Source organism: Rhodococcus sp. IEGM 1351 (assembly GCF_030056875.1).
Lineage (GTDB): Bacteria > Actinomycetota > Actinomycetes > Mycobacteriales > Mycobacteriaceae > Rhodococcus_F > Rhodococcus_F opacus.
In genome coordinates this window covers 77,124-100,945 of the sequence record NZ_JASHKU010000011.1, presented here as the reverse complement: position 1 = coordinate 100,945, position 23,822 = coordinate 77,124, and the positions used below count along the sequence as shown (strand labels likewise).

The following is a 23,822-nucleotide window of genomic DNA, read 5'->3' as shown; positions in this document are numbered from 1 at the left end:
TATGACACAGCCCGGAACGGGTGCCGCCTCGAGGCGCTGGACACTGACCACCGCGACCCGAGCCGTGAGCGACATCGCGCCAGGATCAACGATCGCCCTCACCGGTTCGGGCGGCGGAATCCTCGAACCGGACACCGTCCTGAAGGCGCTGGAGGAGTGCTTCCTCGCGACCGGATCGCCGAGGGACCTCACGATCGTGCACGCCCTCGGCATCGGCGACCGGGTGAGCCGCGGAACCAACCACCTCGCGCACAAGGGCATGGTCAAGCGGGTCGTCGGCGGGCACTGGACGTGGTCGCCGACCATGATCGACCTCGTCCGCAACGACGAGATCGAGGCGTACGCGTGGCCCGGCGGCGCGATCAGTCAGCTGCTGCGGGAGATCGGCGCGCGCCGGCCGGGCCTCATCACAGCGACCGGTCTCGACACGTTCGTCGACCCGCGGCACGGCGGGGGCAAGTTCACGCCGTCCGCCACCGAGGACCTCGTCGAACTCCTGACGCTCGACGGCCGCGAGTACCTGCGCTACAAGCCGTTTCCCGTCGACGTGGCCATCGTCCGCGGCGATTCCATCGACCCGTCCGGGAACGTCACGTGCTCGGGCGAGGCGGCTCAACTCGACGCGCTGGCCGTCGCTCAGGCGGCGAAGGCGAGCGGCGGCCGGGTCATCGTGCAGGTGAAGAACCTGCTGGACCGGCCGATCGATCCGCGGCTCGTGCACATCCCGGCGGTCCTCGTGGACGACGTCGTGCACGCGCCGGCCCAATGGCAGACGTACGCGGGCGAATTCGATCCGGAACTCTCCGGCGATGCGGCGAACTCCGGTTTCGGCGCCACGAACCACGACCCGATCCGCATGCTGATCGCCCGGCGGGCGGCCGCCGAGGTCCGGGACGGCGACGTCCTGAACGTCGGCTTCGGGGTGTCCGCGCTGGTCGTGGACGCGCTCGCCGAACAGGATCGCCTGGACGACATCACACTTGCCATCGAGCAGGGGCTGATCGACGGCATCCCCGTCTCCGGCGACCTGTTCGGGGCCGCGCGAGGACCGAAGGTCGTGCACTCGTCGACCACCCAGTTCGATCTGTTCTCGGGCGGCATGCTCGATGTCAGCTGCCTGGGTATGGCCGAGGTCGACTCCACCGGCGCCGTCAACGTCAGCAAGATCGGCGGCGGAATCGTCGGACCGGGCGGGTTCATCGATATCTCCCAGAACTCGCCGCGCGCCGTGTTCTGCGGAACGTTCACCGCCCGCGGCCTGGACGTCGCGATCGTCGGGGGAGAACTGGTGATCCGGCGCGAAGGCTCGGTGCCCAAGTTCGTCGACCGCGTCGATCAGGTCACCTACTCCGGCGCTCTCGCCGTCCGTGAGGGACGTGAGGCGGTGTACGTCACCGAACGCGCCGTCTTCGTCCTCACCCGGGACGGCCTCGAACTCGCCGAGATAGCACCCGGCATCGACATCGATCGGGACATTTTGCCGCACATGGGATTCCGTCCGATCATCAAGAACCCACGCGTGATGGACGCGGGGTTGTTCGCCCCCGTCGCCGTACACATCTGAGGAGAACTACATGTCAACCGGAAACAGCGTCATTCCCTCGTCGGTGCTCGGCGCCGACGAACGCAAGCTCGTCGCCGAGTTCGTCGACGAACGGATCCGTCCGGTCGCCACCGAGCTGGATGAGACCGAACGATTCCCCGAAGAGATCTACCGGGAGATGGGCAAGATCGGGCTCTTCGGCATCACGGTGCCCGAGAAGTTCGGCGGCTTCGGCGGCACCGCCCTCGACTACCTGTTCGTCATGGAGTCGCTGTCCTACGGGTACGCGTCGGTGGCCGACCAGTGCGGCCTCGTCGAGATCCTCGGCAGCCTGCTCGGCAACTACGGCACACCCGAGCAGCGGGAGCAGTACCTGCGCCCGATGCTCACCGCCGAGAAGCGCTGCGCCTACGCGCTCACCGAGCCGGGATCCGGATCCGACCTCGGATCGATCACGACAAGGGCGGTGCGGGACGGTGACGGTTGGGTGCTCACCGGTGAGAAGATCTACATCCACAACGCCCCCGTCGCGGACTTCGCGGTCGTCCTCGCCGTCACCGACCCCGAACTGGGGAAGCGCGGCGGCATCTCCGTCTTCCTGGTGGACGTCGACCAGCCCGGTGTCAGCCGCGCGTACCACGAACACAAGATGGGCCAGCGGGCCTCGCAGGTCGGCGGGCTGGTGTTCGACTCCGTCCAACTGCCGGCCGACGCCCTCCTCGGCGAGGAAGGCAAGGCCTTCGGTTACATGATGAAGGTGCTGGCCAAGGGCCGTCTCGGCATCTCGGGCCTGAGCCTCGGCATCAGCCGCGCCGCACTGGACGCCGCCACCCGGCAGTCCCTCGACCGCAGCCAGTTCGGCAAGCCGATCTCCGCCAACCAGGGCATCTCCTTCTCCCTCGCCACCGTCGCCACCGAACTGCGGGCCGGCACCGCGCTGTCGGTCGAGGCGGCGCGGGCACTCGACACGGGGGCAGCGGACGCCGAGACGCTGTGCTCGATGGCCAAGCTCTACGCGTCCGAGGGATGCGTGCGCCACGCCGACGCCGCCGTGCAGGTGTTCGGCGGCAACGGCTTCATCCGCGGATACGAGGTCGAGCGCCTCTACCGCGACGCCCGCATCACGAAGATCTACGAAGGAACCAGCGAAATGCAGCGGCTCATCATCAGCCGGGCAGTACTGAAGGGAGCCGCGGCATGAGCGGCGTTGCACAACCCACCAACTCGGTCGATCTGTCGGGGAAGACCGCCATCGTGACCGGTGCGGCCGGTGGGATCGGTTCGGCGATCGCCCGGGCCCTCGCCCGGAGCGGGGCACTCGTGGTGGCGGTCGACGCCGACCCGAAGGTCACCGACGTCGCCGCGGAGTTCGGCGGACACGGTCTCTGCGGCGACCTCACCGACCCCGAGTTCGGTGCGCGCGCCGTCGACCTCGCCCAGCAGCTGTCGGGGCGCCTCGACATCCTGATCAACGCGGCCGGGATCCAGTTGCGGACCACCGCGATCGACGTGGACGAGGACGGGTGGGAACGTCTCCTGGACGTCAACCTGTCGGCGGCCTACCGGTTGACGCGGCAGGCGGCCAAGTCCCTGGTCGACGCCCGCGGCAGCATCGTGAACATTGCGTCGCTGTCCGCGGATCGCGCTGTCCCGGGGATCGTTCCCTACGGCGCGACGAAGGCCGCACTGACTCAGCTAGGCAAGGGACTGGCCGTGGAACTCGGCCCCCACGGCGTGCGCGTCAACACCGTCTCGCCGGGCTACATCGAAACGCCGATGACGGCGGACGTGCTGGGGCAGGAAGACTTCCGCGCCCAGAAGCTGAGCCGTATCCCGTTGCAACGGTTCGCCGACGGCGACGACGTCGCCGACGTCGTGCTGTTCCTGGTCTCCGACGCCGCGCGGTACGTCACCGGGGTGGTCCTGCCCGTCGACGGCGGGTACTCGATCACATGACGAGCCTGGCGACCGTTCCCTCGGTCACGTTGAACAACACCGTCACGATGCCCGCGCTCGGGTTCGGCCTCTTCACGATCCCCGACGAGGACATGGGTTCCACGGTGTCCCACGCGCTGTCCGCCGGCTACCGCGCGTTCGACACGGCCCCGATGTACGGCAACGAGGCCTCTCTCGGCGCGGCGCTGGCCCGGGCGGACGTCGATCGGGACGAGATCTTCGTGACCACCAAGATCTCCAACGAGGACCAGGGCTACCAGCAGACACTGGACGCGTTCGAGGCGAGTGCGGCGAAACTCGGCCGCATCGACCTGTGCCTGATCCACTGGCCGGCACCGAGCCGCGGACAGTACCTGGAGACGTGGCGGGCACTCGAAAAGCTGTACTACGACGGACGGGTGCGGGCGATCGGCGTGTCGAACTTCCAGCCCGAACAGCTCGAGCGGCTCGCGGAGATCGCGACGATCACCCCGGCGGTCAATCAGATCGAACTGCACCCGCTGCTCACGCAGTCCGCGCTGACGGATCTGCACCGGTCGATGGGCATCCGCACCCAGGCGTGGGCGCCGCTGGCGAGGGGGCACCTGAACGACCGCGCACTCCTGGCGGCGCTGGCCGCCCGGCACCGTGTGTCGGTCGCGCAGATCGTGCTTCGCTGGCATCTGCAGATCGGGACGATTCCACTGCCCAAATCTTCTGCGGTGCACAGGATGCGGCAGAACGCGAATGTGTTCGACTTCCGGCTGTCCGCCGCGGAGATGGACGCGATCTCGGCCCTGAATCGGGATCAGCGCACGGGACCCCACCCCGATGACGTCGACTGACGCCGGCTCGAAGCGGGTGGTGCTGGCCCCGGATTCGTTCAAGGGCTCACTGACCGCGACGGAGGTGGCGGCGGCTCTGGCAGCCGGCTGGTCGACGGTCCGGCCGAACGACGAGCTGGTCCTGCTCCCGCAGGCGGACGGCGGCGAAGGCACGGTGGACGCCGTCGCGTCCTGCCACGACACCGGCGTGTGTCGTGAGGTGCCGGGGGTTCGAGGCCCCGATGGACGTCCGGCGACCGGACGCTGGCTGCTGCTCCGGGACGGCACGGCGGTAATCGAGCTGGCCCAGATGAGTGGGCTGCCGCTGATGGACTCGCCGGATCCGGGGGGAGCGTCGACGACCGGCCTGGGACAGGTGATCGCCGCCGCACTGGCGGACGGCGCGAAGGCACTGCTGGTCGGACTCGGCGGTTCCGCCTCCACCGACGGCGGTGCGGGCGCCCTGCGGGCGCTCGGCGCGAAGCTCCTGGACCGCGACGGCCGGGAGATCCCCGACGGGGGCGCCGGCCTGGCCGCTCTCGCCTCGATCGACGTGGGCTCGCTGACCGAGCCCCCACCCGGTGGCGTCGAACTGCTGACGGACACGACGGCCGTTCTGTGCGGCCCGAACGGGGCAGCGCACGTCTTCGGGCCGCAGAAGGGCGCCGATCCCGCGGAGCGCGACCGCCTCGATCGCGCGCTCGCGACGTTCGCCGCCTGCCTCGGCGCACGACTGCCGTGCAGTCCCGACGAACCCGGCGCGGGAGCGGCGGGAGGCACTGGATTCGGACTGTCGGCCTGGGGCGGCCGGTTGGTGCCGGGCGCCGCCCGCATCGCGGAGCTCACCGGGCTGAGCGCCGAGTTCGGCCGCGCCGACGTCGTGGTCACCGGTGAAGGCCAATTCGACGCGACGTCGCTGTCCGGCAAACTCGTCGGTTCCGTGCTGGAACGGTGCGCGGAGACCGCGACCCGATCGGTCGTCGTCGCAGGCCGCCTCGCGGCGGCGCCACCCGGCATCGGGATCTCACTGTCCGACCTGGCGGGGAGCTCCGAACCGGCACTCGCCGCACCCGCGATGTGGTGCCGGGTGGCCGGAGCGGTCGCCGCAGCCCGGCTCACCAGCACTCTGTAATCGATTTCTGATCTGTCCGGTCGATCCGGATGGCACTTGACCACACCATGCAGCGCTTGACTTGTGACGCCGATCACGGTAAGAAAGCGTTTACATTCTTTTTCAGGAAGTGGACGAACGATGACACGGACGCAACGATCAATCAGGGCGGCAGCCCGGGCCGTCGGCGTTGCCGCGGCAGTCTCCGTCATGGCGAGCTCCGCCATCGCCTGCTCGACGGGATCGGAACAGATCGAGCGGGACGGGGCAGCCGTCGACCGGGGCGACATGGTGATGGTCTCCGAGGTGCGGTCGCTCACCAACCCGTATGAAGCCGCATGGGTGCAGGGCAGCCGCGCGTACGCCGAATCGCTGGGGATCGAACTGAAGGTGATCGTCTACGGCGGCGACTCGCAGAACGCGCTGTCGCAGTTGCAGTCGGTGCTCGCCGCAGGCAAGACCGTGCTGCTCAACATCAACCCGAACACGAGCGCCGACACCCCCGCGATCGTTCGCGCCGTGCAGAACAGCGGCGGGTGCGCGGTCACCCAGTGGAGCAAGCCTGCCGACCTGCATCCCCAGGACGTCGGGAACGGATGGGCGTCGTACGTCGCCTACGACGGCGTCCAGCAGGGAGCCGACACGGGGAAGGCCCTCGTCGATTCGCTCGGCGGCACCGGCGGCGTGATCGCGCTGCAGGGTTTGCTCGCCAACGAGATCAGCCAGACCCGGTTCCAGGGCTTCCAGCAGGCGATGGACGGACAGTCCGGCGTCACCCTGCTCGACGACCAGCCCGCCGACTTCGACCGCAACAAGGCCTACACCACCACGCAGACCCTGCTCAACAAGTACGGCGACCAGGTGAACGGTATCTGGGCCGCAACGGATTCCATGGCACTGGGCGCTCTGCAGGCGGTGCGTGAAGCGGGCCGCGCGGGGGAGATCAAGATAGCCAGCGCCGCGGACGCCACCCCGGAAGGCCTGGGCGCCATCGCGAACGGGGAATTGCTCTCCACCTACACGACCGACCCCTACTTCAACGGCGCGATGGGACTCGCCATCTGCTATCAGGCCATGACCGGCGCACTCGACGTCGAGTCGCTGCCCCGGGAGAACCGCGAGTTCTTCGTCGATCAGTCGCTGATCACCGCGACCAACGTCGACCAGTTCCTCGCCGTGCCGAGTGACGAGGAGATCGTGCGCGCGGTGCAGGATCCGTTCTCCCGCATCACCGGCCCGGTGGCCCGGTAGCCCCCGCCCTCGATTCACGAACCACACAATCTTCCGAAGGAGTGACGATGTCGACGACTGAAGTGACCGGGGAGGTGACGACCCCCGCAGAACCTGTTGCGCCCGTGCGCAGCACAAGACCACGCGTGCGCCGGCTGCTCTCCACCGCCGGCCCGCTCGCCGCCCTGCTGGGACTGTGCGCCGTCTTCGCCGCGCTGGCTCCCGGCTTCGCGACTGCCAGCAACGCGATGGCGATCGTGGAGCAGGCCGCGATTCCCGTGGTCCTCGCGATGGGCGCCACGCTGGTGGTCCTGGTGGGCGGCGTGGACCTGTCGATCGAGGGCGTGATGGCGGCCAGCGGGCTGACGTTCGTCCTGCTCGCAGCGAACAGCGTCAACGGCAACGACCTGGGACTCCTCGCGGTCCTGCTGGCGCTGGGGGTCGGTCTGCTCTTCGGAGTGGTCAACGGCGTGCTGCACGTCGTCGTCCGGGTGCCGTCCTTCCTCGTCACACTGGGTACGTGGTTCGTCGGTCTCGGTGTCGCCACCGTGCTCTTCGGCACCGCCACCCCTCAGCTCGCCGACCCGTCGCTCGCGGCCTGGGCCGGCGGCCACTGGCTCGGGCTTCCCGTCGTCGTGGTGTTCGCGCTCGCCGCCGTGGCCGTGACAGTGCTGCTGTGCAAGGGAACCCGGCTCGGCATGCACACCTACGCGATCGGCGGCGACGAGGCGACCAGCCGCCTGGCGGGCGTCCCGGTCGGGCGCACCAAGATCATCCTGTTCGCCGTGGCCGGACTGCTGTCCGGGCTCGGCGGAGTGCTGGCCACCATCCGGCTCGGCGTCGGCGACGTGAGCGTCGGATCGGGAAGCCTCTTCCTCACCCTGTCCGCGGTGGTCGTCGGAGGCACCCTGCTGAGCGGCGGTCGCGGCGGACCCCTGCATTCCCTCGTGGGTGTGCTGCTCCTCGTGGTCCTCGGCAACGGACTTCTCCTGTCGGGCGCCAGCCCGTACATCCAGCAGGGCGCGCAGGGTCTCATCATCGTGGTCGCGGTGATCGCCACCGGGTGGCCCGCCCGCAGTCGATTGAGGGTCGTGAAATGACATCTCTCCTGGAACTCCGCAATGTCACGAAGAAATTCGGACCCAACACCGTCCTCGACGACGTGAGCCTGTCCATCGCTCCGAACGAGGTCGTGGGGCTGATCGGCGAGAACGGCGCCGGAAAGTCGACGCTGCTCAAGATCCTCGCGGGAGTCCACCGCCAGGACGGCGGACGGATGGTGCTGGGCGGGCGCGACGTGAGCTTCGGAAGCCCCGCCGACGCCGCCGACCACGGGATCGGGGTGGTGCACCAGGAGCAGTCGCTGCTCCCGAACCTCACCGTCGGCCAGAACCTGATCCTCGGACACGAGGGTGACACCGCCCGCGCCGGGTTCCTCCGCCGACGGAAGATCAGGGACCGCGCCCAGGAAATGTTGTCGGTGGTGGAGTCGACGGTCGACCCGGGCGCGCTGACCGAGACGCTCGGGTTCGCCCAGCGCCAGATGGTGGAGGTGGCTCGGGCCGTCGGCGGCAGGAAGGTGGAACACCCGCCGCTGCTCATCCTCGACGAGCCGACGTCGGTGCTCGAACCCGAGGACGTCGAGGTGCTCCATCGCCGGGTCACCGCCCTCAAGGAGCGTGGTTCCGTCATCTTCGTCTCCCACCGTCTCGACGAGGTCCTCCGCTTCTCCGACCGTGTGTACGTGCTGCGCGACGGCAAGGTGGTCGGTGAGCGGATCGCCTCGGCGGCAACCGAATCCGAGCTGTACCAGCTGATGATAGGTAAGGGCGCGGCCGAGGAGATCTACTCGTCGGAGCGCAAGCAGGCCGTTCCCCGGACGGGCACGCCGACTCTGTCGGTCCGCAACCTCACCTGCGGCGGCAAGGCGAAGGACGTGTCGCTGGACGTCCACGCCGGCGAGATCGTGTCGGTGGTGGGCGTGGTCGACTCCGGCCGCGAGGAGGTGGCCCGCGCCGTCTTCGGCGCCGTCCCCATCGACTCCGGAACCGTCGAGATCGACGGACAGCGGTCGGCCCCCGGATCACCGGCGGACGCCGTGCGGTCCGGTGTCGCATACGTTCCCGCCGAGCGTCGCGTCGAAGGCATGATCGCGGGCGCGACCGTCGCGCAGAACATCGCGACGGTTCATCCGGTGAAGGCAGGCGGTGGCCGGATCTCCTCGGGTGCCCGGGTGGAGGAGACCGCCCGCGGCTGGATCGAGAAACTCGGCATCCGGCCCGCGGACCCCGACGCCGACATCGCGCGACTGTCGGGCGGCAACCAGCAGAAGGCCGTGGTGGCCAAGTGGATCCTGGGCGACGGACTGAAGGTGCTGGTTCTCGACCACCCCACCCGCGGCCTCGACATCGGTGCGAAAGAAGACCTCTACGCCGTCTTCCGCGACCTCTCCGACAGGGGAGTGGCGATTCTGGTGCTCGCCGACACCCTGGACGAGGCGATCGGCCTCGGCCACCGCGTGATCGTGATGCGGGACGGCGAGATCACCGGCGCGTTCGACTCGCCACCCGGAAACCCGCCCAGCAAACTCCAACTCCTCGAGAAGATGATGTGATCGCCGTGGCAACAAAAACTTCCGCCGAGAGGACTTCCACCGAGATGCGCGCACCCGAGGGCGCGGCGCAGGCGGTGTCCCGGACGACGCGGGACCGGTTGCGGCTGGCAGGCCCGTCGGTCGTGCTGGTCGCGCTCGTCCTCCTCGTCGCGCTCGCCGAACCGAACTTCCTGTCGATGAACGCCCTCGCGGTGGTCTCGGCGCAGGCGGTCCCGATTCTGCTGCTCGGGCTGGGCCAGATGTTCGTCATCCTCACCGGCGGCATCGACCTGTCGGTGGCGGCGCTGGCATCGCTCGCCACGGTGATCCTGGCGACGGTGATCGGCTCCCTCGGTCCCCTCGCCGTCGTCGTCACCCTCGTGGCGCTCACTCTGATCGGTGCGCTGACCGGTCTCCTGATCGTGTTCGGTCAGGTCCCGTCGTTCGTCGTCTCACTCGGGGCGCTGGGGTTCTGGGGTGCGGTCGCGCTCGTGGCGTCCGGGTCGACCACCATCTACATCAGCGAAGGCTACGACGCGATCTTCTGGCTCAGTTCGTGGACGATGCTCGGTCTCCCCATGGCGGTGTGGGCCGCAGTGGCGGCGGTCGCCGCGGTATTCTGCGCGATGCGGTTCTCGCCGCGGGGCAACGTCTTCCACCTCGTCGGCCTGGGGGAGAAGGCCGCGATGATGAGCGGCGTCCGAACCCGGATCGTCCGGATCGGCGCATTCGCCCTGTCCGGATTCTTCGCAGGCGCGGCGGGTGTCGTACTGTCGGCCCAGCAGCAGAGCGCCGCACCGCAACTCGCGGATTCGCTGCTCCTGCCCGCCATCGCGGCCGTGCTGGTCGGTGGCTGCGCCATCACCGGTGGAATCGGCGGAGCGTGGCGGGTGCTCGTCGGCGCCCTGGTGGTCACCGTTCTCCGGGTCGGCGGCTCGGTGGCCGGCATCGACCCCAGTTTCCAGCAGATCGTGTACGGCGCGGTCGTCATCGTCGCGGTCGCCGTGACCCTCGACCGCGGCCGGCTCTCGATCATCAAGTAAGACTCTGTGTCAGTGTGAGATTCGAAGGAGAACGATGAGTACGACGGCACGCGGTGCGGTGATTCACGAAGTGGGCGGCAAGTGGGAGGTCGACGACCTCGTCCTCGCGGAGCCCGGTCCCGGCGAGGTGCGGATCAAGGTGATGGCGTCCGGACTGTGTCACTCCGACGATCACCTCGTCACCGGTGACATTCCCAATACGCTGCCGCTGGTCGGCGGACACGAGGGTGCCGGTGTGATCGACGCGGTCGGGCCCGGTGTCACCCGGCTCGCCGTCGGCGATCACGTCGCCACCGCCTACCTCCCGGCTTGCGGAACTTGCGCCTGGTGCGCGCAGGGGATGCAATATGTCTGCGACACGGGGGCCGGTATGGAGGCTGGTTTCATGCTCGACGGAACGGCGCGGTTCGCCACGCAGTCAGGGCGGCCGATCGGCGCCATGCAGCGCCTCGGCACGTTCGCGAACTACCTCGTCACCTCGCAGGCCCAGGCCGTCAAGATCGACGACGACATCCCGTTCGACGTGGCCTGCCTCGTCTCGTGCGGGGTCGCCACCGGGTGGGGCTCCGCCGTGAACGGCGCGGGCGTCCGTCCCCGGGACACGACGCTGGTCGTCGGGGTCGGCGGTGTGGGGATCAACGCGGTGCAGGGCGCCCACCACGCGGGTGCCGCGCACGTCGTCGCGGTCGACCCGGTCCCGTTCAAACGCGAACGAGCACTCGAACTCGGCGCCACCCAGGCGTACGCGTCGATCGACGAGGCCATGCCGTTCGTCCGCTCGGTCACCAACGGGCAGGGCGCCGACAGCGCCGTCGTCACCGTCGGCGTGGTGGACGGACAGCTGATCGCCGACGCGTTCGGCGGCGTCCGCAAGGAGGGAACCGTCGCCGTCGTGTCGATCGGCCAGAACGAACCCGGGATCCCGATCAGCCCGCTCGAACTGGTGGTCTACGCCAAGCATCTGCGAGGGGTGCTGTTCGGCAACTGCAACCCCACCCGGGACATCCCGGCCCTGCTGGACTACTACAAGTCGGGACGACTGAAGCTGGACGAACTGATCACCCGGCGCTACAGCCTGGACCAGGTCAACGACGCATACGTGGACATGCACGCGGGGCTCAACCTGCGTGGTGTCCTGATCCACGAACACTGACGAGGAACTGCCAAAGATGTCGACAGTCGAAGCAACACAGATCCGCAGCTACGGACACTTCATCGGCGGGCGCAGCGTGCCCCCGTCCGAGAACATCATCGAACGGGTCAGCCCGGCCGACGGCCGCGTCGTCGCCACGTTCACCGCGGGCACCCGCGCCGACGCGGCCCTGGCCGTCGCGGTCGCACGGGAGGCCTTCGACGAGGGCGAGTGGCCGCACTGGACCGCGATGGACCGCGGCCGGGCACTGCTGCGGTGCGCGGGGCTGATGCGCGAGCACGAGGAACGACTCGCCCGGATCGACGCGGAGGAGTCGGGCAAACCGATCACTCTGGCCCGCGGCGACGTCGGGGCGAGCATCGAGTTGTTCGAGTACGCCGCGGCGCTGGCCATGACGATGCACGGTGAGGCACACACGGCGCTCGGGGACGACTGCACCGCCATGGTGGTCCGGGAGCCCGCCGGCGTGGTCGGCATGATCATCCCGTGGAACTTCCCGCTCCTCCTGCTCGCGCAGAAGTTGCCGTTCGCGCTCGGCGCGGGCTGCACGGCGGTGGTGAAGCCATCCGAGTTCACGTCCGGCACCGCCGTCGAGCTGGCCCGGTTGCTCACCGAGGCGGGGATCCCCGACGGGGTGGTGAACGTGGTGACGGGCGCGGGGACCGAGGTCGGTGCCCCGCTCGCGGAGAGCAGCCTGGTCGACATCCTGTCGTTCACCGGGAGCACCGCCACCGGCAAGCGCATCGTGGAGGCCTCGGCGGGCAGCGTCAAGCGACTGTCGATGGAACTGGGTGGCAAGGCCGCCAGCGTCGTGTTCGACGACGCCGACCTCGACGACGCACTCGACGGCGTCCTGTTCGGTGTGTTCTTCAATCAGGGTGAGTGCTGCGTGTCGGGTGCCCGGCTCCTGGTCCAGGACTCGATCGCGGACGCCTTCCTCGCCGGCCTCGTCGAGGCCGCCGGCCGTATCAGGGTGGGCGGACCGCTCGACGACGCCAGCGAACTGGGTCCGATGATCGACGCCGGCCACCTCGAGAAGGTGCTCGGGCACATCGACGCGGCACGGCGGGACGGTGCGACCGTCCTGACCGGCGGTGACCGGCTGTGCGGAGAGAACTGGGGGAGCGGGCATTTCGTCGCTCCCACGATCCTCGACGGCGTGGCCGAGGAGTCCGCCGCCTTCCAGGAGGAGATCTTCGGACCCGTGCTCACCGTCACCCGGTTCAGCGACGTCGACCACGCCATCCGGCTCGCCAACGCCACGGAATACGGACTCGCCGGCTCGATCTGGACCAAGAACATCGACAAGGCGCTGCGGGTGGCGAAGGAGATGCGCAGCGGCCGCGTGTGGGTGAACACCACCATCGACGGCGCCCCGCAGCTGCCTGCCGGCGGCATGAAGCAGAGCGGGTTCGGCCGCGAGATGGGGCAGGCCGGCTTCGACGAGTTCACCGACGTCAAGACCATTCAGATCCGCACCGGACCACGTCAGCGCGTGTTCCCGAACTGGACCGGAGGCAACCGATGAGTGCCACCTACGACTACGTCATCGCGGGCGGCGGCACCGCGGGCTGCGTGCTGGCCGGACGGCTGACCGAGGATCCGACGGTCCGGGTCCTCCTGCTCGAGGCCGGCGGCAACGACCGGCATCCGTTCATCCACGTGCCGGCGGGCTTCGCGAAACTCACTGCGAGCAAGTACGACTGGGGATTCTCGAGCGTCCCGCAGAAACACTGCAACGACCGGGTCATCCCCCTCGCCCAGGGCAAGGTCATCGGCGGTGGCGGCTCGATCAACGCTCAGGTGTTCACCCGTGGCGCGCACGAGGACTACGACGAGTGGGCGCTGAAATACGGCTGCGCGGGATGGTCGTTCGAGGAGATCCAGAAGTACTTCCTCCGGTCCGAGGACAACGAACGGCTGTCGGCGCCGTACCACGGCACCGACGGGCCGCTCGGCGTCTCCGATCCCGTCAACCCTCATCCGCTGTCGAAGTCGTTCGTCCAGGCGGGTCAGGAATTCGGGCTGCCGTTCAACGGCGACTTCAACGGCGAGCACCAGTACGGTGTCGGCCTCTATCAGACGACCACGAAGAACGCCCGCCGGTGCAGCGCCGCGGTCGCGTACCTCGCACCCGCCAGGAAGCGGCCCAACCTGACGGTCCGGGAGAACGTCGCCGTGTCGCGGGTGCTGCTCGACGGCGGACGCGCCACCGGGATCGAGGTGCTCACCCCGCGCGGTGTGGAGACGTTCCGTGCGTCCCGCGAGGTGCTGGTCGCGGCGGGCGCGTTCGGTTCGCCCAAGATCCTGCAGCTGTCGGGGATCGGTCATCCCGACGATCTCCGGGACGCGAATGTCGAGGTGGCCCATGCGCTTCCCGGTGTCGGCCGGAACCTGCACGACCACTGCGATCTCGACGTCATCTACGAACTCCGTGAATACCAGAGCCTCGACCGACTGAACCTGATGCGTCCGGCCACGGCGAAGGCGGGACTCGAGTACGCGGCCTTCCGGCGCGGCCCGCTGGCGTCGACCGTCGTCGAGGCCGGTGGGTTCAGTTTCGGGCACGCGGCGGAGTCGATTCCGGATCTGCAGTTCCACTTCCTGCCCGCCGCCGGCGTCGAGGCCGGTGTCGCCGCGGTCCGTCCCGGCTACGGCTGCACCCTGAACTCGTACTCACTGAGGCCGGAGAGCCGCGGCTCGGTGAAGATCAGGTCGAACGATCCCACCGCCCAGCCGCTGATCGACCCGAACTTCCTCGCCACCGACTTCGACCTGGAGTCGAGCATCGAGGGGCTCCGGCAGAGCCGCGAGATCATGGCGCAGTCGTCGATGGCGCGGCACATCAAGGCGGAACATCTGGCCGGTGGTCTGTCGGTGAACACGAAGGACGACTACGTGAAGTTTGTTCGCGCGTACGGCCGCACCTCGTATCACCCGGTCGGCACGTGCGCGATGGGTGTCGGCGACGACGCCGTCGTCTCGCCGGAACTGAAGGTGATGGGCATCGAGGGTCTGCGGGTGGTCGATTCGTCCGTCATGCCGCGCATCGTCAGTTCCAACACCCAGGCTCCCACGGTGATGATCGCCGAGAAGGCGATCGATCTGATCCGTGGGGAAGGATGACCGGATGACCAATTTTTCCGGACTGACCGAGGACGTGGCTCGGGAGGCCGTCGAGCTGGCGCGGCCGTCGATCGAGAACCTCTCTCACGGATCTCCGGGGCATCTCGTCGTGCTCCGGCCAGGCGTCGCCCCAACCGCCGACGCGGAGTTGCCCGTCGTCTTCCGCTGTAGCTGGGGTGAGAAGAAGGACTGGGCCGGGCCGTACGACGTGATTGCCGAGTCGAAGGCTCGGATCAGCTGGACCACCGGCCTGCCGTCGCACGCCGTTCAGCAGCTGCATCCCTACCTGTACCAGCACGGTTGGACCAAGTGGGGTGGCAGCGCGGTGGGCGAGGGCGGGCTGGTCGTGGCGTACAGCGGCGACAAGTGGTTCCACGACCAGTTCTATTCGGAGCTGGTCGTGGCGGCGATCAAGGTCGTGTGCCTTCGCGAGATGGACGCCGTGATGCGCGACCCGAGCGCCCTGTTCCTCGGCAACGGAAGCGAGAATCCATGAAGGTGAACGATACTCGGACGTTCGGGCGCGCAGGGTTCGACGTGACCCTGCTCGGGTACGGCGGTGCGCCCATCGGCAACATCTTCCGGCCGGTCCCCGAGGCGGAGGCGCAGGCGCAGATCGCCGAGGCGTGGGACATGGGGGTGCGTTCGTTCGACACCGCACCCATGTACGGGCACGGGCTGTCCGAGCACCGGGTGGGCCATGCACTGCTGACGAGGGACCGCGACGACTACGTGTTGTCCACGAAGGTGGGGCGCACGTTGACGCCCGCGCGCCGTGGGTCGTTCGACACCGGAATCTGGGTGGACACCCCGCCGTTCCGGGCCGACTTCGACTACTCGTACGACGCGGTCCTGCGGCAGGTGGACGACAGCCTGCAGCGCATGTGCCAGGACAGATTCGACATCCTCTACGTGCACGACGTCGACCGGTACACGCATGGCGACGCCCAGCCCGCGCGGTTCGCGGAAGCGCTCGAGGGTGCGTTCCCCGCGCTGATCCGGTTGCGGGAGGAGGGCGTGGTCCGGGCGATCGGAGTCGGGGTCAACGAGGCCGACGTCGTCGTCGACGCCCTCGAACGCGTCGATCTCGACTGCGTCCTCCTCGCGGGAAGATACACCCTGCTCGAGCAGGATCCGGTGAAGGACCTGCTGCCGCTCGCGGTGGAGCGCGACGTTGCGATCGTCCTCGGCGGTGTGTTCAATTCGGGCATCCTGGCCACCGGCGCGGTGCCCGGCGCCAAGTTCAACTATCAGCCCGCACCCGACGAGGTGCTGAGCCGGGTGCGCGACATCGAGAAGCACTGCGAGCGTCATCGGGTTCCGTTGGCGGCCGCCTCGATTCAGTTCGCGGCCGCGCATCCGGCGGTGCGGGAACTTCTGCTGGGCGCACGGAACTGCGCGCAGTTGCGGCAGAACGCGGCCTGGCTCGAACACCCGATCCCGGCCGAATTCTGGGATGACCTGCGCGCCGCGGGACTGATCCTGGAGGAGGCGCCCACTCCGTCCTGACCGCCGGTCACATCGTGTACGGAGCGGTCGCGTTCTGTAGCTCCTCGAGAAAGTCGGCGGGCACCGTCGGCCACTCCGGCCGCCAGTTGCCGGCCAACTGATCTGCCCGGAGATCCGCGACGAGGGCGACGACGAGGGGTCCGCCGTCGGGAAGCACGCGGTGGAGTCCGCGTGCCGCGCAGATCGAGGCGATGGAGGCGAGGGTCTGCTTCGCCTCGTCGTCGCGGCCCGCGGCGGCGAGGCACGCCACCCGGAGGCGCTCGGCCAGCAGGTAGGCGCGGTTGCGGCCGGTGCCGGCCAGTCGATCGGTCCACTCCTGCGCCCAGGTGCACGCCAGCTCGATGTTCTCGCGCGCCCCTGTGGCGAGCAGCATCCGGATCGCGGTGGTCTCCTCGACCTGCGCGACGATCTCGTCGATGCCCGACACGGGGCGTCGCCGGTCCTCGTATCGAACCGGTTCGGGGACGTGCAGGGTGGGGTGTGGGGCAATGCCGAGCCGGCGACGTTCGTTCTCGATGCGGGCGCGCAGCCGGGCGAGGGAGTAGGTCTCGGCCACCTCGAGTCCGGCGTGCAGGCGTGTCGTCGCCTCCTCGCGGTCACCCCGCAGCGCCTTGACGTGAGCGCCGGTCACGAAGCGGGCGACCTTGAAGTCCACCCCACCGGTCTCGACGGCGAGGGTGTATCCGTCGTCGAGGAGACGTTCGGCTTCTTCGACGTCCCCGCGTTCGTAGAGCACCTCCCCGAGCAGCGACCCTGCCAGCCGGGCGGACGGCGCTCGCGGCCCGCCCAGTTTCCGTCCGGCTCGCCGGGCCCGCCGGAACCGGTCGACGGCGTCGTCGATGTCGAGCTGCTCGTACGACGCGACACCTAGATAGCTCTGGCCGTGAACGACGTTGTGCGGACCCTTGTTCCGTTCGTAGAAGGGTCGCGCGACCTCCTGGATCCGGCGCACCTCCGCGAAGTCGAAGCGGTACACGGCGGCGAACGTCGTGACGTTGAACGCGGCGCACACCACCCACGGGGACATGGACTCCGGCCGCGCCAGGCAGTCGGCGGCGAGTTCGTCGATCCGGCCGCTGCGGTCGTTGCGCAGTTCCGCCACCGCACGGACGACGCCCGCCTCCGCCCGCAGATCCGCCGTGTCGCTCGCGCTCGCGCCGCTGTGGTCGAGTGCCCATTCGGCTCGCTCGAGCGCGCGTTCGGCGGCCATGGTCCGGTTCGCCATCGCGTGCGCCCACGCCGTCGTGACCTGCAGCCGGGCGCTCGTGGCGACCAGAGCCGGCGGCAGCTTGTCGACCACCGCCGACAACGTCGCCGCCTGGGACTGCTCGAGCAGTATCAGTCCGTCCGCTTCGACGAGTTCCACGGCGCGTTGCTCTTCGCCGCCGGCGATGGCGTGGTCGACGGCCTCGCGGAGCAGGCTGTGGTCGCAGAACCAGCGGGACGCGACGCGGTGCAGTTCCCGGATCCGGTCGGGTTGGTCGCGTTCGAGCCGTCGGCGCAGGAACTCGGCGAACAGGGTGTGGTAGCGGAACCACGTTCGCTCGTCGTCGATATGGCGCAGGAACAGGTCCCGGTCCTCGGCGGCCTCGAGCATCGCCTGCCCACGCGCGGTGTGTGCGAGGGCGCCGGCGAGACTGCCGCACGTGCGTTCAGTGATCGAGGTGGCCAGCAGGAAGTCGAGCATCTCGGGTTCGAGGGTGTCGAGGACGTTCTCGGCGAGAAATTCGCCGATCGCGTGGTGGCGGCCGGACAGTCCGGCGATCAGCTCGGAGGGATCCGCTCGCCCGCGCAGCGACAACGACGCCAGTTGGAGAGCCGCCACCCACCCGTCGGTGGAGTCGCGGAGCTCGGTGACGTCCTCGCTGTCGAGGGGCAGGCCACCGAGGTCGACGAGGAACGACCGGGCCTCGGAATCGTCGAAACGCAGTTCGGAGTAGTCGATTTCGACGAGTTCGTCCTTGACGCGCATGCGGCTCATCGGCAGCCCGGCCCTGGTCCGGCTCGTCACCACGACCTGCAGGTGGTGACACCCGTTGTCGAGGAGGAACTCCAGCGCGGCGATCGTCGCGGGCTCGGACACGCGCTGCCAGTCGTCGATGATCAGGGCGATCCGTTCGCCGCTCTCGTGGATCTGGTTGACGAGCGAGGTGAGTACGTAGCGTTCGGCTTCGTCGTCGTGCTCTTCGAGGACCTGGCCGAGTTCCTTGGCCAGGTTGGGACGCACGTGCCGGATCGCCTCGATGAGGTGCGCGACGAACCAGACCACGTTGTCGTCGTCGCTGTCGACGGTGAGCCACGCGACGGCCACGCCCTCGTCGGCGAGGACGTTCCGCCACTGGGCGGCCAGGGTGCTCTTGCCGAATCCAGTGGGGCCGTGGATCACGGTCAGCAGGCGTCGGCGTCCGGCCCGCAGCAGGTCGATCAGCCGGTTCCGCTCGACGAGCTGACGGGTCGCGGCGGGCGGCCGGAACCGGGTGGCCGGTGCGGGCGGCGGCGTCGACGCATATCGGGCCCGTCCCGTCGTGGAGGTCCGGAACGGACCGGAGACGGTCGAGACGGCCCCGGGCGAGGCGTCCTCGACGTGGTGGACCCCGGCGTCGACGGGCATCGCCATCTCGTCCACGGCCAGTCCGTGGTGGCGTTCGACCTCCCGCAGTTCGTCCCCGAACGCGGCGGCGGACGCGGGGCGATCCTGCGGTTTACCGGACATCGCCCGCTGGATCACGGCGCTGAGGTCCTCGGGGAAACCCTCCGTCCGCAGGTCCGGGACAGGCTGGGTGGTGATCCGCAGGAACTGCGCGATCACCTCCTCGCCGTTGTGCCGTTCGAAGGCCGCGTGCCCGGTGATCGCGCTGAACAGGGTCGCACCGAGGCTGTACACGTCGGAGGCGGCGGTCGGGGTCCGCCCCGACAGCACCTCGGGAGCGGTAAATGCGGGGGAGCCGGTGACGGTGCCCGCCGTCGTCTCGAACGCCCCCGACATCCGCGCGATCCCGAAATCGGTGAGCTGCGGTTCGCCGTACTCCGTCAGCAGGATGTTTCCCGGTTTGACGTCTCGGTGCAGGATGCCCACCCGGTGCGCGGTTTCGAGTGCACCGGCAAGTTTCACCCCGATACGCAGGGCGTCGCTCCAGGGGATGGGCCCGCGCCTGCGGATCTGCGCGTCCAGCGAGTCGTGGGGATGGAACTGCATCACGATGTACGGCCGGCCGGCGTCGGTCGTCCCGACCTGCATGATGTTGACGATGTGCGGGTGGCCGCTCAGCCGGCCCATGGCGCGCTGCTCCCGCAGGAACCGTTCGAGGTTCTCGGCATCGAGCGCCGCGGTGAGGACCTTGACCGCCACGGTTCGATCGAGTTCCGGTTGGGCACACCGATAGACCACCCCGAACCCACCGTGCCCGATCTCCCTGGCATCCTCGAGACCGACCGCGGACAGCTCGGTTGCGAGTGTTTTCGACACCGACTCACGCTGGGTGGCGAGCGGGTCAATATCGGTCATTCCACCACCTCTTCGCTCGTCATCGAGCATATCGCGGTACGCGTGACCCCGAGGCCGGACAATCGAGCGATGCCACACGTGCGGAAAATCGTGGATCTGTCACACACCATCGGTCCGGGGATGCAGGTGTATCCCGGCGACCCGGTGCCGACGCTGATCCGGCACTGCACCCTCGAACGCGACGGCTACAACGTGCTGGACGTCAGGATCGGTTCGCAGTCCGGGACGCACGTCGACGCCCCGGCGCATCTGAAGGCGGGGGCCGCGACCGTCGACCGGCTGGCGCCGGAGCTGTTCGTCGGACGTGGCGTCGTGTTCGACCTGCGCGAGCTCGTTGCGCGGCAGCGGATTACCCGCGACCTGATCATGTCCCGGGCGGAGGACGCCGGCCCGGGCGACATCGCCGTGTTCCATACCGGGTGGTCTCGCCACTACGGAACGGATGCCTACTACACACATCCGTTCCTCGACCCCGCGGCAGGCGCGCTGCTGCTCGACCGGGGAGTGCGGACGTTCTGCCTCGATGCCCCGAGCATCGACGAGACGCCGGACGGGGAGCACGCCGACGCCGGATACCCGGTTCACCACCTGATCGCCGACGCAGGCGGAGTGATCGGCGAGAATCTGTGCCGGCTCGACCGGATCGACTTCCCCGACCCGCTCCTCAGCCTCCTGCCGATCGCTCTGGAGGCCGGCGACGGAGCTCCCACCCGGGCAGTGGCGATGGAGCTGGCCGAGTAGTCGCGCTCAGCCGCCGGCCACGGACTGCAGGATCTGCAGTTCCTGCCCGGGCGTCACCTCGGTGCCGACACCGCCGAGGAGCCGGACGTCCTCGCCGTCCACGTAGACGTTGACGTACCGCCGCAGGGCGCCGGTCTCGTCGCGAATCCGGCGGCCGAGAATCGGGAACTCGCCCGCGAGAACGTCGAGCACGTGGGACAGCGGCGAGGCGGTGTCGAGGGGCACGTGTACGGACCGTTCACCGCCGACGATCGACGCCAGCGCCCGCGGAACCCGCACGGTGACGCCCTCACTCATGACGCGATCACTGCGGCCCGCACGCACAGGATGTCGGGCAGATGCGCCGCGACCGTGCCGAACGTGGCGCCCTCGTCGGCGCTCCCGTACACCTCGCCGCCGCGCGTGCCGAAATACACGCCGACCGGGTCGCCGGTGTCCACTGCGGCGGCGTCGCGGAGCACCACGTTGTAGTCGCGTTCCGGTAGCCCGCTGTCGAGGCGGGTCCAGCTGTTCCCGGCGTCCTCGCTCCGGTAGACGGCCAGCCGGCCGTCGGGTGGGATTCGTTCACGGTCCGCCTCGATCGGAACGACCCAGATGGTTCCCTCGCGGCGCGGGTGGGTGAGCATCACGAATCCGAAGTCCGTCGGCAGCCCGTCCGCGATCGACTTCCACGTGTCACCGCTGTCGTCGGTGCGGTAGACGCCGTGATGGTTCTGGGCGTACAGCCGGTCGGGGGCGACGGCGTCGCGGGCGATCTTGTGGACGCACTGACCGAACTCCGGGTTCGGGTCCGGCAGGAAGTAGGCCGTGATCCCGGTGTTGCGCGGCTCCCAGGACGCACCCCCGTCCGTGGTGCGGTAGACCCCTCCGGTGCTCATCGCGACATGCACCGTGTTCTCGTCCTGTGGATGTGGTACGACGGAATGCGCTGCGGCGCCGCCGTATCCGGCTCCCCACTCCGGTCGGTGCGGATGGTCCCACAGCCCGCGTTCGAGGTCGAAATGCTCGCCGCCGTCGACCGACCGCCACACCGAGATGGGTTCGCACCCCGCCCACACGACGCCCGGACGGTCGTCCGTGTCGGGCCGGAGCTGCCACACCCGCTCGAGCGCGGCGCCGTCTCCGTCGCCGAAGCGGATGGCGCCGTGATCCGGTTCGGTCCAGGTGGAACCCAGATCGTCGGAGTGCGCGACGGTGGGACCCCAGTGCTCGGACCGGACCCCGACCAGAATGCGGGTGCGCCCACCCCGCGTGTCGATCCCGATACTCGGAATCTCGTTCATCAGGAAGTGTGGGCCGGACAGCGACCAGGTGGCGCGGTCGCGGCTGGTGGCCAGCCACAGGCCCTTCTTCGTTCCGATCGCGACCAGGACGGTGTCGGGTGCGCTCATGAATCCATCGGACCACTCGGCCCGGCAGTTGGCAACGACGGAGCGGGAACTCTCAGCGGGCGGGCCCGTGCCCGATCCGCGCCCGCAGGTGGCTCAGTGCCCGGTGCTGGGCGACGCGGACGGCGCCCGGTGTGGTGTCCAAGACCCGTGCGGTCTGCTCGGCCGACATTCCCACGATGACGCGCATGAAGAGGATCTGCTGGTGCCGGACCGGAAGGGTCTCGACGAGGTGGCCCATCTCGCCGCGCAGTTCACCGCGCAGGATGTGATGCTCGGGGCCGTCCTCGACGTCCACCACGTGGTGTGCGGCGGCGGCGCGCGCGGTCTGCGGCACGGACAACCGGGTGGCGCGGCGCCGCGCGTCGGACACCTTATGCGCGGCGATGCCGAAGATGAACGACAGCAACGATTTTCCCTGGTTCTCGTACGTCCGCAGGGCGCTCATCAACGCGAGGCACACGTCCTGGGTGACATCGTCGGCGGTGGTGTGCGGGTGATCCACCGACTCGAGCCGGCTCGTGCAGTAGCGGTGCACGAGGGGGTGCGCAATGCGGAGAACCTCTTCGACGGCGTCCTCGTCGCCCTTCGCTGCGTGCGGCGCGAGGCGTTCCAACTCGGCTCTGGCGTCCAACTCGATCATGGTGTTCTCCCTGTTCCTGGTGCTGCATCCAGCCTCGGGGGAACGCGCGATAGTCGATAGGCACCGAAGGGTGCGGAAGTCCCCACCCCGGCTAGGACTCCATAGCGGGATCTAGGACACGCGCTAGATGAGCGCAGATTCGGCAACAGAGGTTGTTACCTTCGTGGCCATGGACCCTGTCCGTAACCCCTATGCGCCCGGCGCGGGACAGCGCCCGCCGGAGCTCGCGGGCCGAACCAGGCAGCTCGACGCGTTCGACGTGGTGCTCGAGCGGATCGCGCGCGGTCGCCCGGAACGCAGCGTGATGCTCACGGGTCTGCGTGGCGTCGGGAAGACGGTCCTGCTGAACCACCTGCGGTCGGCCGCCATCTCGCGGCGGTGGGGAACGGGGAAGATCGAGGCCCGACCGGATCAGGATCTGCGGCGGCCGCTGTCGTCGGCGTTGCACATGGCGGTTCGGGAGATCGCGGGCTCGCACCGCGACCCCGACCGGGTGGAGGAGTTCCTCGGCGTCCTGAAGTCGTTCGCCCTGCGGGCGACGGCCGACAAGGGCATGCGGGAGCGGTGGCAGCCGGGCATCGACGCCCCCGCGGTGAAGGGCCGCGCCGATTCCGGGGACATCGAGATCGACCTGGTGGAACTGCTGCTCGACGCGTCGTCCCTGGCCCGCGACGTCGGGGTCGGGATCGCACTGTTCATCGACGAGATGCAGGACCTCGGCGCCGCGGACGTCTCGGCGGTGTGCGGGGCCTGCCACGAGCTCAGCCAGGACGCGGCGCCGCTGATCGTGGTCGGAGCCGGATTGCCGCACCTGCCCGCGGTGCTGTCGGCGTCCAAGAGTTACTCGGAGCGGCTGTTCAGCTACCACCGCATCGACCGGCTGGACCGGGTGTCGGCCGACCGGGCGTTGATCGCGCCCGCCGAGCGGGAGGACGTGAAGTTCACGGACGAGGCGCTCGACGCGTTGTACGCCGCGGCCGACGGCTACCCCTATTTCGTCCAGGCCTACGGCAAGGCGACGTGGGACGTGGCCGCGGCCAGCCCGATCACCGAGGAGGACGTGCGGGTGGCCGCGCCGACCGCGGAGGAGGAACTCGCGGTCGGGTTCTTCGGGTCACGGTACGAGCGCGCGACGCCTGCCGAGCGGGAGTACATGCGGGCGATGGCCGACCTCTCCGGGGACGACGGACCGGTCGCCACGTCGGCGATCGCCTCCGAGCTCGGTCGCAAACCCGCGTCGCTGTCGCCGGCGCGGGACGGGCTGATCAAGAAGGGCCTGATCTATTCGGCCGAGCGCGGGTCGATCGGATTCACCGTGCCGCACTTCGGCAAGTTCCTGCGGGCGCAGCACGACTAGCGGAATCTAGCTCTCTCTACGGATTTGCCTAGAAAACCGAAGATTTTCCTGTCGAGTGCCGGACATATTCCGGGCGCTGGCCCTCGCCGTCGCTCCGGCGCATCCTGGAGGTACGACGAAG

Annotated in this window: 20 protein-coding genes; 16 read left to right on the top strand and 4 right to left on the bottom strand. The window is 69.1% G+C overall.

The window, feature by feature from the left end; genetic code table 11:
• The first annotated feature begins 1 nt into the window (after position 1).
• The 14 genes from QM806_RS20370 to QM806_RS20305 all read left to right on the top strand — a co-directional run bounded on the left by QM806_RS20370 (position 2) and on the right by QM806_RS20305 (position 16,067).
• Positions 2-1,564: an acyl CoA:acetate/3-ketoacid CoA transferase gene (locus tag QM806_RS20370; protein ID WP_005569691.1), complete on the top strand. Its 1,563-nt coding sequence runs from the start codon at positions 2-4 to the stop codon at positions 1,562-1,564.
• Between the two features lie 10 nt (positions 1,565-1,574).
• Positions 1,575-2,744 (top strand): acyl-CoA dehydrogenase family protein, encoded by a 1,170-nt coding sequence (locus QM806_RS20365; RefSeq protein ID WP_054246687.1) that lies wholly within the window; start codon positions 1,575-1,577, stop codon positions 2,742-2,744.
• Positions 2,741-3,499: an SDR family NAD(P)-dependent oxidoreductase gene (locus QM806_RS20360; protein WP_054246688.1), complete on the top strand. Its 759-nt coding sequence runs from the start codon at positions 2,741-2,743 to the stop codon at positions 3,497-3,499. The genes QM806_RS20365 and QM806_RS20360 overlap by 4 nt, the downstream gene beginning before the upstream one ends.
• Positions 3,496-4,323 (top strand): aldo/keto reductase, encoded by an 828-nt coding sequence (locus QM806_RS20355; RefSeq protein ID WP_054246689.1) that lies wholly within the window; start codon positions 3,496-3,498, stop codon positions 4,321-4,323. Before QM806_RS20360 ends, QM806_RS20355 begins: the two co-directional genes overlap by 4 nt.
• Positions 4,310-5,434 (top strand): glycerate kinase, encoded by a 1,125-nt coding sequence (locus QM806_RS20350; RefSeq protein ID WP_043791327.1) that lies wholly within the window; start codon positions 4,310-4,312, stop codon positions 5,432-5,434. The genes QM806_RS20355 and QM806_RS20350 overlap by 14 nt, the downstream gene beginning before the upstream one ends.
• Before the next feature lie 189 nt (positions 5,435-5,623).
• Positions 5,624-6,664 (top strand): sugar ABC transporter substrate-binding protein, encoded by a 1,041-nt coding sequence (locus QM806_RS20345; protein WP_283292616.1) that lies wholly within the window; start codon positions 5,624-5,626, stop codon positions 6,662-6,664.
• A gap of 47 nt (positions 6,665-6,711) precedes the next feature.
• Positions 6,712-7,743: an ABC transporter permease gene (locus QM806_RS20340; RefSeq protein ID WP_043791326.1), complete on the top strand. Its 1,032-nt coding sequence runs from the start codon at positions 6,712-6,714 to the stop codon at positions 7,741-7,743.
• Positions 7,740-9,257: a sugar ABC transporter ATP-binding protein gene (locus tag QM806_RS20335; RefSeq protein WP_169693223.1), complete on the top strand. Its 1,518-nt coding sequence runs from the start codon at positions 7,740-7,742 to the stop codon at positions 9,255-9,257. The genes QM806_RS20340 and QM806_RS20335 overlap by 4 nt, the downstream gene beginning before the upstream one ends.
• Before the next feature lie 44 nt (positions 9,258-9,301).
• A complete protein-coding gene (locus tag QM806_RS20330) occupies positions 9,302-10,279 on the top strand; it encodes an ABC transporter permease (RefSeq protein ID WP_043791324.1) in 978 nt (325 codons plus the stop codon).
• Between the two features lie 34 nt (positions 10,280-10,313).
• Positions 10,314-11,432 (top strand): Zn-dependent alcohol dehydrogenase, encoded by a 1,119-nt coding sequence (locus QM806_RS20325; protein ID WP_005569680.1) that lies wholly within the window; start codon positions 10,314-10,316, stop codon positions 11,430-11,432.
• A gap of 16 nt (positions 11,433-11,448) precedes the next feature.
• Positions 11,449-12,960: an aldehyde dehydrogenase family protein gene (locus QM806_RS20320; RefSeq protein WP_120660440.1), complete on the top strand. Its 1,512-nt coding sequence runs from the start codon at positions 11,449-11,451 to the stop codon at positions 12,958-12,960.
• Positions 12,957-14,558: a GMC family oxidoreductase gene (locus tag QM806_RS20315; protein WP_269591260.1), complete on the top strand. Its 1,602-nt coding sequence runs from the start codon at positions 12,957-12,959 to the stop codon at positions 14,556-14,558. Before QM806_RS20320 ends, QM806_RS20315 begins: the two co-directional genes overlap by 4 nt.
• Positions 14,559-14,562: 4 nt before the next feature.
• Positions 14,563-15,054, top strand: a complete 492-nt coding sequence (locus tag QM806_RS20310) for a hypothetical protein (protein ID WP_043791322.1) — start codon at positions 14,563-14,565, stop codon at positions 15,052-15,054.
• Positions 15,051-16,067 carry an aldo/keto reductase gene (locus QM806_RS20305; protein ID WP_005569672.1) on the top strand — a complete coding sequence of 339 codons (1,017 nt, stop codon included), beginning with the start codon at positions 15,051-15,053 and terminating at the stop codon, positions 16,065-16,067. The genes QM806_RS20310 and QM806_RS20305 overlap by 4 nt, the downstream gene beginning before the upstream one ends.
• 7 nt (positions 16,068-16,074) lie before the next feature.
• Here the strand turns inward: QM806_RS20305 and QM806_RS20300 are convergent, their stop codons facing one another.
• On the bottom strand, positions 16,075-19,572 hold the full coding sequence (locus QM806_RS20300) for a serine/threonine-protein kinase (protein ID WP_064080052.1): 3,498 nt from the start codon (positions 19,570-19,572) through the stop codon (positions 16,075-16,077).
• Between the two features lie 69 nt (positions 19,573-19,641).
• Here QM806_RS20300 and QM806_RS20295 point away from each other — a divergent pair, with 69 nt between their 5' ends.
• The gene (locus tag QM806_RS20295; protein ID WP_005565524.1) at positions 19,642-20,313 is read left to right on the top strand and encodes a cyclase family protein; all 672 of its coding nucleotides are present in this window, start codon (positions 19,642-19,644) and stop codon (positions 20,311-20,313) included.
• A gap of 6 nt (positions 20,314-20,319) precedes the next feature.
• On the opposite strand, the gene QM806_RS20290 is transcribed toward QM806_RS20295, so the two are convergent.
• Genes QM806_RS20290 through QM806_RS20280 form a run of 3 tightly spaced genes read right to left on the bottom strand, consistent with a single transcriptional unit; the run spans position 20,320 to position 22,344 of the window.
• On the bottom strand, positions 20,320-20,610 hold the full coding sequence (locus QM806_RS20290) for a MoaD/ThiS family protein (protein ID WP_005258785.1): 291 nt from the start codon (positions 20,608-20,610) through the stop codon (positions 20,320-20,322).
• Entirely contained in the window at positions 20,607-21,704 is a 1,098-nt protein-coding gene (locus tag QM806_RS20285) for a WD40/YVTN/BNR-like repeat-containing protein (RefSeq protein ID WP_005258783.1), read from the bottom strand. Before QM806_RS20285 ends, QM806_RS20290 begins: the two co-directional genes overlap by 4 nt.
• A 52-nt stretch (positions 21,705-21,756) precedes the next feature.
• Positions 21,757-22,344: a sigma-70 family RNA polymerase sigma factor gene (locus QM806_RS20280; RefSeq protein ID WP_005565527.1), complete on the bottom strand. Its 588-nt coding sequence runs from the start codon at positions 22,342-22,344 to the stop codon at positions 21,757-21,759.
• Positions 22,345-22,513: 169 nt separating this feature from the next.
• Here QM806_RS20280 and QM806_RS20275 point away from each other — a divergent pair, with 169 nt between their 5' ends.
• Positions 22,514-23,701 (top strand): DUF8462 domain-containing protein, encoded by a 1,188-nt coding sequence (locus QM806_RS20275; protein WP_283292720.1) that lies wholly within the window; start codon positions 22,514-22,516, stop codon positions 23,699-23,701.
• Positions 23,702-23,822: the final 121 nt, after the last annotated feature.

Excerpts from the sequence above, each read along its gene's own strand:
- QM806_RS20370 (WP_005569691.1), top strand. The coding sequence starts at position 2 with ATGACACAGCCCGGAACGGGTGCCGCCTCGAGGCGCTGGACACTGACC.
- QM806_RS20365 (WP_054246687.1), top strand. The coding sequence starts at position 1,575 with ATGTCAACCGGAAACAGCGTCATTCCCTCGTCGGTGCTCGGCGCCGAC.
- QM806_RS20360 (WP_054246688.1), top strand. The coding sequence starts at position 2,741 with ATGAGCGGCGTTGCACAACCCACCAACTCGGTCGATCTGTCGGGGAAG.
- QM806_RS20355 (WP_054246689.1), top strand. The coding sequence starts at position 3,496 with ATGACGAGCCTGGCGACCGTTCCCTCGGTCACGTTGAACAACACCGTC.
- QM806_RS20350 (WP_043791327.1), top strand. The coding sequence starts at position 4,310 with ATGACGTCGACTGACGCCGGCTCGAAGCGGGTGGTGCTGGCCCCGGAT.
- QM806_RS20345 (WP_283292616.1), top strand. The coding sequence starts at position 5,624 with ATGGCGAGCTCCGCCATCGCCTGCTCGACGGGATCGGAACAGATCGAG.
- QM806_RS20340 (WP_043791326.1), top strand. The coding sequence starts at position 6,712 with ATGTCGACGACTGAAGTGACCGGGGAGGTGACGACCCCCGCAGAACCT.
- QM806_RS20335 (WP_169693223.1), top strand. The coding sequence starts at position 7,740 with ATGACATCTCTCCTGGAACTCCGCAATGTCACGAAGAAATTCGGACCC.
- QM806_RS20330 (WP_043791324.1), top strand. The coding sequence starts at position 9,302 with ATGCGCGCACCCGAGGGCGCGGCGCAGGCGGTGTCCCGGACGACGCGG.
- QM806_RS20325 (WP_005569680.1), top strand. The coding sequence starts at position 10,314 with ATGAGTACGACGGCACGCGGTGCGGTGATTCACGAAGTGGGCGGCAAG.
- QM806_RS20320 (WP_120660440.1), top strand. The coding sequence starts at position 11,449 with ATGTCGACAGTCGAAGCAACACAGATCCGCAGCTACGGACACTTCATC.
- QM806_RS20315 (WP_269591260.1), top strand. The coding sequence starts at position 12,957 with ATGAGTGCCACCTACGACTACGTCATCGCGGGCGGCGGCACCGCGGGC.
- QM806_RS20310 (WP_043791322.1), top strand. The coding sequence starts at position 14,563 with ATGACCAATTTTTCCGGACTGACCGAGGACGTGGCTCGGGAGGCCGTC.
- QM806_RS20305 (WP_005569672.1), top strand. The coding sequence starts at position 15,051 with ATGAAGGTGAACGATACTCGGACGTTCGGGCGCGCAGGGTTCGACGTG.
- QM806_RS20300 (WP_064080052.1), bottom strand. The coding sequence starts at position 19,572 with ATGACCGATATTGACCCGCTCGCCACCCAGCGTGAGTCGGTGTCGAAA.
- QM806_RS20295 (WP_005565524.1), top strand. The coding sequence starts at position 19,642 with ATGCCACACGTGCGGAAAATCGTGGATCTGTCACACACCATCGGTCCG.
- QM806_RS20290 (WP_005258785.1), bottom strand. The coding sequence starts at position 20,610 with ATGAGTGAGGGCGTCACCGTGCGGGTTCCGCGGGCGCTGGCGTCGATC.
- QM806_RS20285 (WP_005258783.1), bottom strand. The coding sequence starts at position 21,704 with ATGAGCGCACCCGACACCGTCCTGGTCGCGATCGGAACGAAGAAGGGC.
- QM806_RS20280 (WP_005565527.1), bottom strand. The coding sequence starts at position 22,344 with ATGATCGAGTTGGACGCCAGAGCCGAGTTGGAACGCCTCGCGCCGCAC.
- QM806_RS20275 (WP_283292720.1), top strand. The coding sequence starts at position 22,514 with ATGGACCCTGTCCGTAACCCCTATGCGCCCGGCGCGGGACAGCGCCCG.